Annotated in this window: 10 protein-coding genes; 4 read left to right on the top strand and 6 right to left on the bottom strand. The window is 37.8% G+C overall.

Annotated elements, in window-relative coordinates; all coding sequences use genetic code 11:
- Positions 1-36: 36 nt before the first annotated feature.
- Positions 37-1,425 (bottom strand): tetratricopeptide repeat protein, encoded by a 1,389-nt coding sequence (locus SJY37_RS09840; RefSeq protein ID WP_379953034.1) that lies wholly within the window; start codon positions 1,423-1,425, stop codon positions 37-39.
- Positions 1,426-1,676: 251 nt separating this feature from the next.
- Here SJY37_RS09840 and SJY37_RS09835 point away from each other — a divergent pair, with 251 nt between their 5' ends.
- A complete protein-coding gene (locus SJY37_RS09835) occupies positions 1,677-2,150 on the top strand; it encodes a hypothetical protein (protein ID WP_298325807.1) in 474 nt (157 codons plus the stop codon).
- Here the strand turns inward: SJY37_RS09835 and SJY37_RS09830 are convergent.
- A complete protein-coding gene (locus SJY37_RS09830; protein WP_298325809.1) occupies positions 2,137-3,504 on the bottom strand; it encodes a hypothetical protein in 1,368 nt (455 codons plus the stop codon). The two genes, SJY37_RS09835 and SJY37_RS09830, sit on opposite strands and share 14 nt — an antisense overlap.
- Positions 3,505-3,634: 130 nt before the next feature.
- On the opposite strand from SJY37_RS09830, the gene SJY37_RS09825 reads away from it, so the two are divergent.
- Positions 3,635-6,172, top strand: a complete 2,538-nt coding sequence (locus tag SJY37_RS09825; RefSeq protein ID WP_298325812.1) for a M14 family zinc carboxypeptidase — start codon at positions 3,635-3,637, stop codon at positions 6,170-6,172.
- Positions 6,173-6,528: 356 nt separating this feature from the next.
- Here the strand turns inward: SJY37_RS09825 and ettA are convergent, their stop codons facing one another.
- Entirely contained in the window at positions 6,529-8,223 is a 1,695-nt protein-coding gene (gene ettA, locus SJY37_RS09820; protein ID WP_298325815.1) for an energy-dependent translational throttle protein EttA, read from the bottom strand.
- Between the two features lie 95 nt (positions 8,224-8,318).
- Entirely contained in the window at positions 8,319-9,620 is a 1,302-nt protein-coding gene (gene pabB, locus SJY37_RS09815) for an aminodeoxychorismate synthase component I (protein ID WP_379953033.1), read from the bottom strand.
- 128 nt (positions 9,621-9,748) lie between these two features.
- On the opposite strand from pabB, the gene SJY37_RS09810 reads away from it, so the two are divergent.
- Positions 9,749-11,359 carry a class I SAM-dependent methyltransferase gene (locus SJY37_RS09810; RefSeq protein WP_298325821.1) on the top strand — a complete coding sequence of 537 codons (1,611 nt, stop codon included), beginning with the start codon at positions 9,749-9,751 and terminating at the stop codon, positions 11,357-11,359.
- A 21-nt stretch (positions 11,360-11,380) separates the two neighbouring features.
- Complete coding sequence (locus SJY37_RS09805; protein WP_035334080.1) at positions 11,381-11,602, top strand: VF530 family DNA-binding protein; 222 nt, start codon at positions 11,381-11,383, stop codon at positions 11,600-11,602.
- Between the two features lie 60 nt (positions 11,603-11,662).
- Here SJY37_RS09805 and SJY37_RS09800 read toward each other — a convergent pair whose 3' ends face one another.
- Both SJY37_RS09800 and mazG read right to left on the bottom strand, forming a co-directional pair.
- On the bottom strand, positions 11,663-13,117 hold the full coding sequence (locus SJY37_RS09800; protein WP_298325826.1) for a carboxypeptidase-like regulatory domain-containing protein: 1,455 nt from the start codon (positions 13,115-13,117) through the stop codon (positions 11,663-11,665).
- Between the two features lie 265 nt (positions 13,118-13,382).
- Positions 13,383-14,156, bottom strand: a complete 774-nt coding sequence (gene mazG / locus SJY37_RS09795; protein WP_298325829.1) for a nucleoside triphosphate pyrophosphohydrolase — start codon at positions 14,154-14,156, stop codon at positions 13,383-13,385.
- Between the last annotated feature and the right edge of the window lie 149 nt (positions 14,157-14,305).

Raw genomic sequence — 14,305 nt, 5'->3', positions numbered from 1 at the left:
TAAGCACCTACATTTAATCAAGATTTTAGAATAGTATTAACCTAAGTACTGCTGTACTAGCTCAAGCACTTCTTTTTTACTTGCAGCATAAGGGAATAGTTCGCCTAAGATAATAGAGAATTCCGGTTCTATATTTAAACCGTTAATTAAAAAATAACGCCCTTGGATATCATTACCATTACTATAGTTAAGACCTGCAAGTCTAAAAGCAATCTCTGCGCTTTCTGGATAAAACTCCATTGCTTGGGTGAGATTTGTAATGGAGGCATCTGGCTCTCCTAATTGCACAAGAATATCACTTCTCTGTAACCATGTCTCAAGCTCGTAGTTACCAAGTTCTAAGGTGCGACGATATCCTTCTTCTGCCGCTTCAAGAAACTTAAGTTTATGATTTATGGTAGCATAGCGTTTCCAGTACAACACATTATCGCTATCAATATTTATTGCCTTATTTATAAAAAACAATGCCTTTTGATAATCTAGTCTCTTTTGATAAAAGTCTGTAATTGCCATCCACCCATTATCTAGTAATGGATCTTCATGTACACAACGTTCAAAGTGTTTTATCGCAAGCTCGTCGCTTCCTAGCTTATCATAACATTTACCCATACGTAGTAACGCAAATGATGTAGGATCTTCTAGTTCTAGTGTGATTTGATAATTTTCGAGCGCTTCGTTATAACGCCCTAACTTTTCTAATACTTTTCCTTTTTCAAGATAAGCACCTACAAAACGATCATCGCTGATGATTGCAAACTCATAAGACGACAATGCCTTCTCATAATTCTTAAGTCCAAAGTATTGCTTCCCTATTTGATGCCACGCTACTTCACAATACGGATTATTATCTAAAAACATATTTAGATAATCTATCGCTCCCTCATGCTCTTCTAGAAAATCAAAACAATAAATCACATTATATAATGCGCTGTAATCTTGATCATCTACTTCAAGGCACTTCATGAAGTTAAGCTTTGCATTCTGGAAGTCTTCTAAAAATAAATATTCCATCCCTATGAGAGAGTATACATCTGCAGGGTCGTCAGTAAGGTCTATAGCTTGTTCAAGCAGATGGATTGCCTTCTCATGGTCATCCTGCTTACTGTAAATATTTGCTTTTTGAATATAAACTTCTTCGTTATGAGGGTCTAGCAAGTGCAGCTCTGTAAGAATAGCATCTGCTTTATCAAATTTATTTTCAAAAATGAACAGTTCGGCTTTAAAGAGTCTCAAATTTGACGACGTAGGATGCTGGTCTAGACCTAACTTGACCGCTTTTCGCGCAAGCGCAATCTTACCACTTTCAATATAATGATTTGCAATATCCTCAAACTCCTCAGCATCAAAGAAAATCACATCATTAGTCTTTAACATAGACTCAAAGCGCGTAAGCGATATACTATTTCCTTCTTGTCCAAAATCCATAAACGACATTTTTGAATTACACTTTATATAAATGTAATAATACTTATGAGTACTGTTGAAAAACTAAGACTTAGTTGTCAACATAGTAATGAACAGCCAATAACCGAGCCAAATACAATAAGTGACAAAATGTATGTCACAACGCTGAAAATCAATTAGTAATATAGAATACTACCACTAGCTAACCATTCTACGCATATTGTTTTAAAATCAGTAATTTTCAATATTACAAATAACGAGCATTATCAATCATGAGAAAATTACGTTACAAAGAGACGCAGCCATTTTATCTAATTGCGATTATATGCGCAATATCTATTGCTTTTATGGCCTTGTTCATAATCGAGCAATGGATTGATAATGATACCGTTCCCTATACGCTAATTGCTTGCTGTTTTCTTTTTATTGTCATCCTCTTATTATTTTACAAGCTAGAGATTAGCATTACAAATCAGTATGCTATTGCTAGTTTTGGGGTAGGGCTGCTTTATAAAAAGATCGCTATTAATGACCTAGATATCACCACAGCGAGAGGTGTAAAGACACCTTGGTATTGGGGCATAGGTATCAGGTTTACTCCTGAGGGAACTTTATATAATACTCATACTGGAGGCAATCTCCATATTAAAACCAAAAATAAAATGAATGAGTTTTTTGTAAGCACTAGCAATGCTCCATCAATCATAACCGCTCTAAGAGAAGCTCAAAACGCTAGTAATACTTAGACTTTCCTAAGTAAGCTTTTATAATTTCGTTCCACTCTTTACTTATGCGAGCTGCGGTTGTGTATGGAATTTTATACAACGCCTCATAATCTGTATATCCAGTTTTGAGAAGTTCTTCTAGATAAAACCATGTAGCATTCACGTCACCTTCCCTTGCACTTAAGGATATTGATTGAATAAATGCATCCTGATTATTCGGATTTACAAGTGATCTCAATACGTTTGCAAATAACAATTGCTCAATCTTAGTATCCTTACGCTGTAATATTTTATACTGCAATTCAACCTCAGATTGTACAAATCTCTTCAAACGCATAGCCGACTTGCGTTTTATCATTGCATTATCTGTACTGTCTATTTGTATATCAAGTTCATCCATCTGGTAACTCCACCACCCTAAGTTATTAAAGTAACTATTACTCATATCCTCTCGGATATTATATTGAAACTCCTCTGCCATGAGATCTTCTCCGTAGCTGAACATAGCATATATATCGCGATCTGATCTATAATTCTTAAGTCGCTTGATGTTATCCAAAAGCTCTTTTTGCTCGTCGATGTCAAGGCGCTTTTTATATTTGTCTTTAAGCGTGGATACAAAATCATAAGCATCTAGACCTTCTTGCTTTCGGTACATTGTTTTACCGAAAGCAATATCACTATTATAATACGATTGAAGTTTCTCATCACTTGTAGTTTCATCTATCAAAATAGCAGTCAGCGCTTCTGCGATGTAGCCTGCACTAGGCCAGACTACACCATCATAAGTGTGATAACTTACGAGATTCTTTCTCAGTCCATAATTACGACTATAAGACCTCAACTTGTAATATTGACTACCTTCATCCGGAGATAGCAATGCTATTTTAAGATTCTCATTACTACGAAGACTTTTTTTATCTAAAAATGCATTCCCCATTGCGATGACTCCATAAATAGATGTATCGGCTTGTGCTTGTGATGTAACAATAAGACCATCCCTCCCGTATCCAGATAAGATAATTTTATCCTCATTAACAGCATACGTTTGAGATAGCTTTTCTATAAATTCTTTACTTTGATCAATAGCTACAGAAAGGGTATCATTTAACCTGTAGTTAGGACTAGCCACAATACTCTCAGTTAAGCCTGCACCTATAGAAAACTGCTGTACAGCACTAGCTCCTCGCCCTAGTTCATCATAAATCACAACTACAGGATACGTAGCTGTTTCCGTATAATTTGCTGGTAAAAACAAAGAATAATCATTTGTTGCATTATCAAAAGTTACCTGTGGGATAACTACCCCTTTTATAGGTGTTGATTGTGCAACTGCAAGTGATGAAATAAACAAGAATATGTAAAAGTATCGCATAGCGTTTTTTTGATGAGTCTAGCAGGTATCAAAAACCGTGCACAAATAAAGGTAGCACAAAAACAATATTTTTCAGGCACCGATTGTGCAAAATTTATTTCTGTATTTTTAAGGAATTAAACCAATCCAAATGAAATACAAAATTCTAGTTGTAAGTGTTTTAGTATTCGCTTTCGCGAAAGCGTTATCACCTCAACTACACGCACAAGAGTACTTTACAGGAAAGTACGCACCTTTTGACGCTGCAATCCCGTCTCCAGCACAATATCTTGGTTATGAAATAGGTGAGCAACACACGCGCCACGATCAAATAGTCTCCTATTTTGAAAAACTAGCCGAATTATCGCCTAGAGTAACCATAAGCGAGTACGGAAGAACACACGAAAACCGCAAACTTGTGATGCTTACCGTCTCAAACATCAAAAATCAAGAGAACTTACCTGCCCTAAAAAGGCAACACCTCGCCTTTGTAGATACCAAGCAACGCGCGACTAATTATGAGGATATTCCTGTTTTCATACAACTTGGGTATAATGTACATGGTAATGAGCCATCCAGCTCTGAGGCGGCGTTACTTACCGCATACACGCTCGTTGCATCACAGCATCCAGAAATCGAAAAATATAGAAATAACAGTATCATATTTATAGATCCTACCATAAATCCAGATGGTCGTGATCGCCATACACAGTGGGCAAATAGCTATAAAGGTACTCCGCTGGTTTCTGATAATATAGACGCAGAGCATACCGAGATGTGGCCCCGAGGACGTACTAACCACTACTGGTTTGACTTAAACCGTGACTGGCTACTTGCGGTAAATCCAGAAAGCCGTGGTAAACTAGATTGGTATCACGAGTGGTATCCAAATGTAGTTACAGATTTCCACGAGATGGGAACAAACAGCAGTCACTTTTTTGAGCCTATGTTACCTATTGGGAGTATGGATCCTATTATGCCCAAGGAAAACTATGAAGACCTCAACAATCTTTTTGCTCCTTACTTTTCAAGTGCGCTTGATGAGATAGGTAGTTTTTATTTTACAAAGGAATCTTTTGATGGCACCTACCCTGGTTATGGATCGTCATATCCAGACCTTCAGGGAGCACTGGCACTTCTTTTTGAACAAGCAAGTAGTCGCGGGCATCTTCAAGACACAGATTTCGGAACTATAAGTTTTCCTTTTACCATTAGAAATCAGTACACCTCTGGGATGGCTACTGTAAAGGCCGCAGTAGAGAATAAAGGGACTTTGCGCAAATACCAGCAAGATTTTTTCAAGTCCGCTTTCGCGAAAGCAAAAACAGATCAAGCAGCCGCTTATGAATTTGGAGATCCTTATGACGCAAACAGAACTAAGGCTTTTATAGATAAGCTACTCAAGCATCGCATTAAGTTATATGATAAAGGTGATGGCCGTTATGTAGTGCCTACACAACAAGCACAAAAAAGAATGGTGCAGTCCTTTTTTGAAACCTATAAAACTTATAGAGACAGTGTCTATTATGATGCAAGTGCATGGTCTGTGGGTAACTTCTATAATATGCGTTACAAGGGATTGTCTAGCACACCGAACTTAGGTAGCGAAGTTACGTCTACAGATAATCTCACTCAAGTTCAAGCTGTAAACAAAACAAATTACGCATACCTCATCGATTATGATGATTATAATGCGCCTGCTTTGCTTGCCTATTTGCAACGTGAAGGTCTGACGGTGGCGACGGCGTTCAAACCTTTTACTGCAAAAACAACAAGCGGTAATCGTGACTTCAACTACGGAACACTAATGCTGCCTGTAAGTCGTCAAGAAAAAACTCCAGAAGAAGTGTATCGTATTATTACATCTGGACAACAGCAATTCCAAGTGCCAATCTATGCGGCAAATACTGGCTTTAGCATTAAAGGAATTGACTTAGGTAGTCAGAATTTTCAAAAAGTGGATACTCCTAAAGCGCTTATGATCATAGGAGATGGGACAAGCTCATACGAAGCTGGTGAGATATGGCACTTACTTGATACACGTGTCCACATGCCTATTACAAAAGTGATGAGTAATAACCTTAACAGAGTAGATTTAAGTAAGTACAACACAGTTGTAATGGTTTCTGGAAGCTACGGGGATTTATCAAAGCGATTTCAAGAAAATCTCACTTCATGGGTTTCACAAGGAAATACATTGATTACTTCTGGAACTGCTAGCAACTGGGCTATCAAATCCAAAATAGCTACAGGAAAACTTACTAAAGAAGTCAAGAAAGATTCTACAAAAACTATTGAGCGAGAGCCCTATGTAAATCAAAGATCTAATCGCGGGAAAGAGCGCCTAGGTGGAGCTATTTTTGAAGTAGACCTAGACCTTACCCACCCACTAGCGTTTGGATACAGATATGACAAGCTACCTGTATATAAAAACAACAATGTCTGGTTGCAGCCTAGTAAAAATGAGTACAACACTGTTGCTCAATATTCGGCAACGCCACATATAGATGGCTATATTTCTGAGAAGAATCTCAACATCTTTATGAAAAAGAGTGCATCTATTGTAGTCTCTCCTAAAGGACGAGGACGCATAGTGATGTTTGCAGATAATCCTAACTTTAGAGGAAGCTGGTATGGAACAAATAAGCTATTCTTAAACGCAATCTTTTTTGGGAGTCTCATTGATTAATTGCTAGCGCAACGTTTATTAATGAGATGTTTTTTTATGCTTTCGCGAAAGCGGGATGTTAAAAATCACAATAAGGTGTTACAAGAAACGTTTAGTTAAGATTACTCTTACAGAAAATTAATATTCTCAAACGCAACCTTTTACATAGATTTGCATCTATAGTTTATAACTAACATTATCCCAAGATGCAAGTAGAAATAAAAAACAAACCTATTCTCATTGTTTCAGTAATCGTTCTCTCATTATGTGCGTTATTTTTCTTCTTTCTATAAGAACTTAAAGTAACCACCTAATTAAAATAAAAAAGCCCAATACTCATTCGAGTATTGGGCTTTTTTGTTGCTAACCGTGAGTACTTATGATCTCACTAGTTTTTTATACTTGATACGCTTAGGCATTAGATCTCCACCTAATCTCTTTTTCTTATTCTCTTCATATTCAGAGAATCCTCCTTCAAAGAAATACACTTGGCTATCTCCCTCAAAAGCAAGAATGTGTGTACAGATACGATCTAAGAACCAACGGTCGTGACTAATTACTACGGCGCAACCTGCAAAGTTCTCTAATCCTTCCTCAAGCGCTCTTAATGTGTTTACATCAAGGTCGTTTGTAGGCTCATCCAGTAACAGTACGTTTCCTTCTTCTCTTAGTGTCATCGCAAGGTGTAAGCGGTTACGCTCACCTCCAGAAAGTGTTGCTACTTTCTTATTTTGCTCACTTCCTGAGAAGTTAAATCTACTTAAATATGCTCTAGAATTTACTTCCTTCCCTCCCATCATGACAAGCTCTTGCTCGTCTGAGAAGTTTTGCCAGATGGTTTTATCTGGATCTATGTTACTGTGACTCTGATCTACATATGCAATTTGAGCAGTCTCTCCTACCGTAAAGTTTCCTTTATCTGGAGCTTCCTCACCCATGATCATTTTAAAGATAGTAGTCTTACCAGCTCCGTTAGGTCCTATCACCCCTACAATACCAGCTTGTGGTAAATTGAAGTTTAAATCTTCATACAGTAATTTATCACCAAAGGCTTTACTCACTCCCGATGCCTCAATTACATTCGTACCAAGACGTGGTCCATTAGGGATGTAGATTTCTACTTTTTCATCTACTTGCTTCTGGTCTTGACTCATCATTTTGTCATAGTTCTGTAGACGCGCTTTTTGCTTAGTCTGGCGACCTTTTGCTCCTTGACGTACCCAGTCAAGCTCACGCTCTAAAGTTTTTTGACGTTTTGAAGCTGTTTTACTTTCTTGAGCCATACGCTTAGACTTCTGATCTAACCAAGAAGAGTAATTCCCTTTCCAAGGAATTCCTTCACCTCTATCTAGCTCAAGAATCCATCCTGCTACGTTATCAAGGAAGTAACGGTCGTGCGTTACAGCAATTACCGTTCCTTTGTATTGCGCTAAGTGATGCTCTAACCAGTGTACAGACTCTGCATCAAGGTGGTTAGTAGGCTCATCCAGTAACAATACATCTGGTTCTTGTAATAACAATCTACATAAAGCAACGCGACGCTTCTCTCCACCAGAAAGTACACCCACTTTTTGATCTGCTGGAGGCGTACGTAGTGCATCCATTGCGATCTCTAGTTTTGTATCTAGTTCCCATGCTCCACGTGCATCTATCTCATCTTGTAAGACAGCCTGGCGTGCCATAAGCCTATCCATCTTATCGGCATCAGAATATACTTCTTCTAGGCCAAAAGAGTCGTTAATCTTATTGTACTCATCAAGAATAGCAACCGTTTCGGCAGCTCCTTCTTTTACAATCTCAAGTACTGTTTTTTCTGGATCAAGTTGAGGCTCTTGCTCAAGGTATCCTACAGAAAATTCTTTATCTGAAGTTACGTCTCCTTGAAAGTTGGTATCTAATCCTGCGATGATTTTCATCAAGGTAGATTTACCCGAACCGTTAAGACCTAAAATTCCAATTTTAGCTCCATAAAAAAAGCTTAAATATATCTTCTTAAGTACTGGTGTTTGTGCGCCTGGAAAGGTTTTTGTAACCCCAGACATTGTAAATATTATTTTTTTATCGTCGCTCATAATTTGGCTTTAGGCTCTAAGCTGTATGCTTTAAGCTAGTTGGTTTACTGTTGGTCCACTTTCGCGAAAGCGGAATGTAAAAATACAAAATCTCCTTACGATTTGCCTTCTAAAACTGCACGCATCGCTTTTGCTTTAAGCAAGCATTCTTCATACTCACTATCTGGATCTGATCCTGCGGTGATGGCTCCACCTACGGAGTATGATATATATTCATTTTCTGCATTGTAGAGAATACTACGTATCACCACATTAAAATCAAAATCCCCGTCTGGGGTGATGTATCCTACAGCGCCGCTATACAAGCCACGTTTTGACTCCTCTAGTGACTCAATAATTTGCATTGCTCTCAACTTTGGAGCGCCAGTCATACTTCCCATTGGGAACGTACTTCTAATCGCATCTACCGGAGAAATACCAATACTAAGCGTTGAGGTTACCGTAGAGATCATTTGGTGCACTTGTTTGAAAGGGTAAACTTCGCATAGCTCTTCTACTATTACAGATCCTCTTTGGGCGGTTTTTGATAGGTCATTTCTTACCAAATCTACAATCATGATATTTTCAGAACGCTCTTTTGAGTTTTCTTGTAACGCTTTCGCGAAAGCGGTATCCTCCTTTTCATCCACCCCACGTTTTGCTGTTCCTTTTATGGGTTGTGTGACAATCTTACTCCCTATTTTCTTAATATATCGCTCCGGAGATGCCGAAAGTAAAAACTGATCTTCAAGCTTGAGATAGGTGCCAAAAGGTGGCGAACTAATTGCATTAAGGCGTTTATATATTTCTAATGGGTTTATAGTTCCCATCGCATAAAATTCTTGGCACAGATTTGCTTCATAAATATCTCCCCGATAAATATGTTCTAACATGCTGCGCACTTTTTCCTTGTACGCTTCTTTATGAATCTTAAGTTTTATGGATAATGGTTGCGCTTTAAATTCGATTTCTGCAGATTGAGTTGCCAGTATCTCCTCATAATCCTCCTCCATCTCATCATCTACCATCCCGAGATATAACATCTCAAGTGTGTCTCCTTTGAGTAAGAACAATTTTTTAGGTTGGAAAAAATGAAGATCTGCAAAGTCTAGCTTGTCGCTATTTTTTGAACTAAGACGCTCTGTATCATTCTTAAGGTCATAACTTAAATAGCCAAATATCCAATCCTTTATCGTACTTTGATATTCCTCCAGCTGATCAAAAGCACCTTGATAATCAGTCTTTAAACTTGTAAAAGCATCTACTGCAAGAATTGCCTCATACTCAGGATAATTCTGACGTTCATAGCTATTACTATCAAGCCAGACAACCTCTTCATATTGTTGAGACCACGATAACAACTGCTCCTTAAGCGTTGCTATATCACTAGTAGAAATAATTTTTGAAGTCCGATTCATTACTGTAAAAATACATAAGAATCTGCCGCTATTAAATTGATGTTAAAAAACAATTATTAAGTAATTTGCGCATAATCCTAGCGACCTACTAGGCTTATAACAAATCTAACTACTAACACACTGATATTATGGTGTCAAAAACACTACAGACCACTTATAGAGAACGCCTTTTTAGACATCTAGACGGTATTGTGACAGCGCCATCTGCGTTTTCACTATATAAAAATGGAGTAACCGACTTTATTTTGCAAGAAAAAGAAGTGAGCCTAACTGCTTTGAGTAACGCATTTACCGTAAACGAAGGCTATTTAAATGTGGCATTGCGTGTACTTGCATCACAGGGATGGATTGAGCAAACTGTAAATAATGAGCACAATGAAGTGGTTTATAAGGTAAACGAATTATCGCCTATCGCATTTGCACTGTTTCCACTTTATGAGGATGTCACTGCACTGCAACAGCTTTCTGAGAATTACCATTTCAGAAAATTTGAAGCAGCTCCATTTAAGAAACTTCAAAGCATTTTTGAAAAATACAAAGACGCCTACGGTCTTAAATTATCATCAAATACTCAAGAACGCGAAGTGCAGGAACAAATACTTGCACATATAGAAGGAAATATTCTAGGCCCTACGCTTGTGCACCTATCGATGAATGGTGCCTTTCATAAATACTTTATGCAAGCCAGCTTTAAGCCTGAAGAGTTTCACGCAGACGGAGAAAACTTTAAAAAGCTTCTTGACATACTCTCGTATTTTGAGCTTTTTAATAAAAAAGGACAGACGTATCAATTTACAGACAAAGGACTATTCTTTGCAAAAAGAGCAAGCTCTTACGGAGTGACTGTATCGTACATACCAACATTACGCAAACTTGACAATCTTATTTTTGGCGATGCATTGAGTGCAAAAAACCATGGCGATGGCGAACAAGAAGGCCATGTAGATAGAGCTATGAACGTCTGGGGAAGTGGTGGAGCACATGCCACCTATTTTAAAGTGGTAGATACCATCATCTTAGACATATTTAATAAACCACTAGATGAACAACCTAAGGGAATTCTCGATATGGGCTGTGGTAATGGTGCATTTTTAATTCACCTTTACAACCTCATCGAGCGTCATACCCTACGAGGTAAACATCTAGATGAATACCCACTCATCCTTGTAGGAGCAGATTACAACCAAGCGGCCATAGATATTACTAAGCAAAATGTCATACAGTCTGAAATCTGGGCAAAAGTAATGTGGGGAGATATAGGTGATCCAGAAAGACTAGCGACAGATTTACAAGAGGAGTATAATATAACACTAGGAGATCTTCTCAATGTACGCTCCTTCTTAGACCACAATCGTGTATGGAAAGTACCAGAAAAAAAGCTTGAGCATGCGAGTACCTCAACGGGAGCATTTTCTTATGAAGGAAAACGATTATCAAACAATGACGTAGAGGCATCTCTTGCGGCTCACTTTAGCAAGTGGTCACCTTATGTAGGGAAACATGGTTTATTACTTATAGAATTACACAGTATTCCTCCAGCAGTAGCTGCTCGTAATATAGGGCGTACTGCGGTTACGGCTTATGATGCTACACACGGATATTCTGATCAATATATTGTAGAAGTGCCAGTCTTTCATGATACGCTATCCGCTATTGGAATGAAGAGAGATGAAACACTAAGTGCAAAATTCCCAAATACAGAAGCAGCTACGGTAACGGTAAATCTTTTTAGACAATAGTTTCTTTTATCTTTGCAGCCTATGGAAGAGAAAAAAGCACAACCTAACAATCCGCTGCACGGTGTAAAGCTTGCAGATATACTTGAATTTCTAGTTGAAAAATATGGCTGGAAGGAAATGAGCTTACAGGTAGATATTAATTGCTTTAAAAAAGATCCTTCCATAAAGTCAAGCTTAAAGTTTTTAAGAAGAACTCCATGGGCAAGAGAGAAAGTAGAGTATTTATACTTACAGTCTATATAAAGAAATAGCGCACTGCTTCACACAGTGCGCTATTAATCATCCACAAAAAAAACACTACTCTTAAACAGCAGTTTGCACACCTGCATACTGCTCTATCAATCGTACCATTAAATCATTAAGTTTTTCTACTTTAAAACTTTCTGTAGTGGCTTCTATATGATCATTTCCTATACCACTATCATCAGTTAAGAACACATAAGTTCCACTAGTTGACACACTAAAAGACCTCATTAAAAACTCTACTTCTTTATTTGCTCCACTGGCAACTACTGGAATAATTTTTATACCCAACTCCCTTGCTTTTGCTATTTGACTTTTAATCATCGCAACGTTTTCTTGGTTAAAATGAGGTGGAGCATCTAGCATTAAAAAGAGTATTCTAGCTTTTGCTTTCTCGTTCCATGACTGTGACAATGATACCTTAAGTGCCTCCTCTACTGCTTCTTCATAATCTCCACCACCTGCTGCGTGCTGCACCGAAAGGAAGTCTTTTACTTCATTTACATCACTACTAAAATCTATTGCACGAGTTACATAATCATCACCATGATCTCTGTATACCGTAAGCGCTACTCTCTTTTGCTCAACACTCGTATCTATTCTATTCATTATATTCTTGAGCTCTGACTTGAGATATGCAATCTCATCACCCATGGAACCTGTAGCATCTACTGCAAATAATATGTCGATAGCATTACTAGCTTGATGCTCATTAATTGTAAAAGAGACTTGTTTCTGATTTCTAGAGATTTTCTTTCCTTCTATATTTCCACTATAATATAGTTGCACTAAATAAATATCTGTTGGGTTATTCTTCCCTTTAAATAGCATACTCATTCCTGATGTATCTGTCATTCCTCTCATCAAGAGGTTATTATTTTTATAAAGGGCAACACCTACATTTGCTACTGGCAGTCCGCTATTATCGGTTACTTGGATATCAGTTCTACCATCATGATTAAACTCCCACTTCTTTGCGATTTCCCTTGCTTCTCCAGAAGTATAAATTTTCACAAACTCAGCGTATTTCTCTACATCATTTATTTCACCAGCTGTTAGTTGGCCATAAGCTGGATCATTCTCAAGAATTCCAGATGAAGGCTTTCCCTCAGACACGCGAGCTCCTGCTGCTTTCCCTTCAAGTTTTGAAGAAACGGTAGAAACAGCATATCCTAATGCTTTCTTCTCTCTTATTGAACCCATACCTCTAACCACTACTTCATCTAAGTCACTACTGTATTCTAAAATGACATTTATAGTAGTCTGAGCATTTACAAGAATCTCTTTTGATTTAAAACCAACGTACGTAAAAACTAATGTATCTCTGGCAGCCGCTTTAATCTCGTAGTTTCCATCAAAGTCTGACTGAGTTCCTACTACACTGTTTTTTATAAGAATATTAGCTCCTGGAAGAGGGCCGCTATCATCTGATACCGTTCCTGAAATTGTTATTTCTTGCGCTTGTACTCCTAGTATAAATAGGAGCAGCGTTATGAATGTGCTAAGTGTTTTCATATCCTTTGGTTTTTAATTATGAGGTGAAATTATAGTAGACACCACCTTTTAAAAACCTAGATTGAGGGAACAGGATCTTTGAGTGAGGTAAATAACCCTTAAGTTGAAGTTGAAGTTGAAGTTGAAGTTGAAGTTGAAGTTGAAGTTGAAGTTGAAGTTGAAGTTGAAGTTGAAGTTGAAGTTGAAGTTGAAGTTGAAGTTGAAGTTGAAGTTGAAGTTGAAGTTGAATATTAATTACTTCTCAAAATATTTCATTAGAAACCGATTACAACTTCTTAGCCTCTTCCCAGAAAGCATCCATTTCGGCAAGTGTCATGTCTGAAAGATCTTTTCCAAGTTCCTTTGCTTTGCCTTCTAAGTATTGAAAGCGTTTTATAAATTTCTTATTGGTGCGCTCTAGTGCGCTTTCTGGATCTACTTTCAAGAAGCGTGCGTAGTTAATCATTGAGAAGAGCACATCACCAAATTCTGCTTCAATCTTCTCTTGATTGTTTTCATTTACTTCGTGCTGTAGCTCCTCAAGTTCTTCTTGCACTTTTTCAAATACTTGTTGTGGCTCTTCCCAATCAAATCCTACACCTGCTACTTTATCTTGAATTCGGCTGGCTTTTACTAGTGCGGGTAATCCTTTTGGCACACCTTCTAGTACAGATTTTTTTCCCTCCTTAAGCTTAAGTTTTTCCCAGTTGCGCTCCACCTCTTTTGCATCTGCAACATCTATATCTCCATAAATGTGAGGATGGCGAGAAACAAGTTTATCTGAAATACTGTTTGCCACATCTGCGATATCAAAGTCCTTGGTCTCGCTTCCTATTTTGGCATAGAATACAATGTGTAATAAGAGATCACCAAGCTCCTTTTTTACTTCTTCTAGATCATTATCAAGAATAGCATCACCTAGCTCATAGGTTTCCTCAATAGTGAGGTGACGCAAGCTTTCCATGGTTTGCTTTTTATCCCAAGGACATCCCACGCGTAGCTCATCCATTATGGTAAGTAATCTATCAAAGGCTTTTAATTGCGTCTCTCTTGTATTCATAGTCAGTGGTGGTAATTAGAGCAATAATTTACTATTACCTTAATTTAATGTTATTTACGGTGTGGGTGCTTGGCACATTTTCGCAAAAGCGTATCTATGATTAAAACTAAAAAAGCCTTTACAAATAAACTGTAAAGGCTTTTTAATAT

It is taken from the genome of Dokdonia sp. R78006 (genome assembly GCF_042466145.1).
In the GTDB taxonomy this organism is placed as follows: Bacteria; Bacteroidota; Bacteroidia; order Flavobacteriales; family Flavobacteriaceae; genus Dokdonia.
The sequence above is the reverse complement of the archived record's forward strand: the minus strand, read 5'-3'. Positions and strand labels throughout refer to the sequence as shown.

What these genes read in the sequence shown, in the direction of transcription:
- SJY37_RS09805 (WP_035334080.1), top strand. Translation starts at nt 11,381, where the DNA reads ATGGAAGAGAAAAAAGCACAACCTAACAATCCGCTGCACGGTGTAAAG.
- SJY37_RS09835 (WP_298325807.1), top strand. Translation starts at nt 1,677, where the DNA reads ATGAGAAAATTACGTTACAAAGAGACGCAGCCATTTTATCTAATTGCG.
- SJY37_RS09825 (WP_298325812.1), top strand. Translation starts at nt 3,635, where the DNA reads ATGAAATACAAAATTCTAGTTGTAAGTGTTTTAGTATTCGCTTTCGCG.
- SJY37_RS09800 (WP_298325826.1), bottom strand. Translation starts at nt 13,117, where the DNA reads ATGAAAACACTTAGCACATTCATAACGCTGCTCCTATTTATACTAGGA.
- SJY37_RS09840 (WP_379953034.1), bottom strand. Translation starts at nt 1,425, where the DNA reads ATGGATTTTGGACAAGAAGGAAATAGTATATCGCTTACGCGCTTTGAG.
- ettA (WP_298325815.1), bottom strand. Translation starts at nt 8,223, where the DNA reads ATGAGCGACGATAAAAAAATAATATTTACAATGTCTGGGGTTACAAAA.
- pabB (WP_379953033.1), bottom strand. Translation starts at nt 9,620, where the DNA reads ATGAATCGGACTTCAAAAATTATTTCTACTAGTGATATAGCAACGCTT.
- SJY37_RS09830 (WP_298325809.1), bottom strand. Translation starts at nt 3,504, where the DNA reads ATGCGATACTTTTACATATTCTTGTTTATTTCATCACTTGCAGTTGCA.
- SJY37_RS09810 (WP_298325821.1), top strand. Translation starts at nt 9,749, where the DNA reads ATGGTGTCAAAAACACTACAGACCACTTATAGAGAACGCCTTTTTAGA.
- mazG (WP_298325829.1), bottom strand. Translation starts at nt 14,156, where the DNA reads ATGAATACAAGAGAGACGCAATTAAAAGCCTTTGATAGATTACTTACC.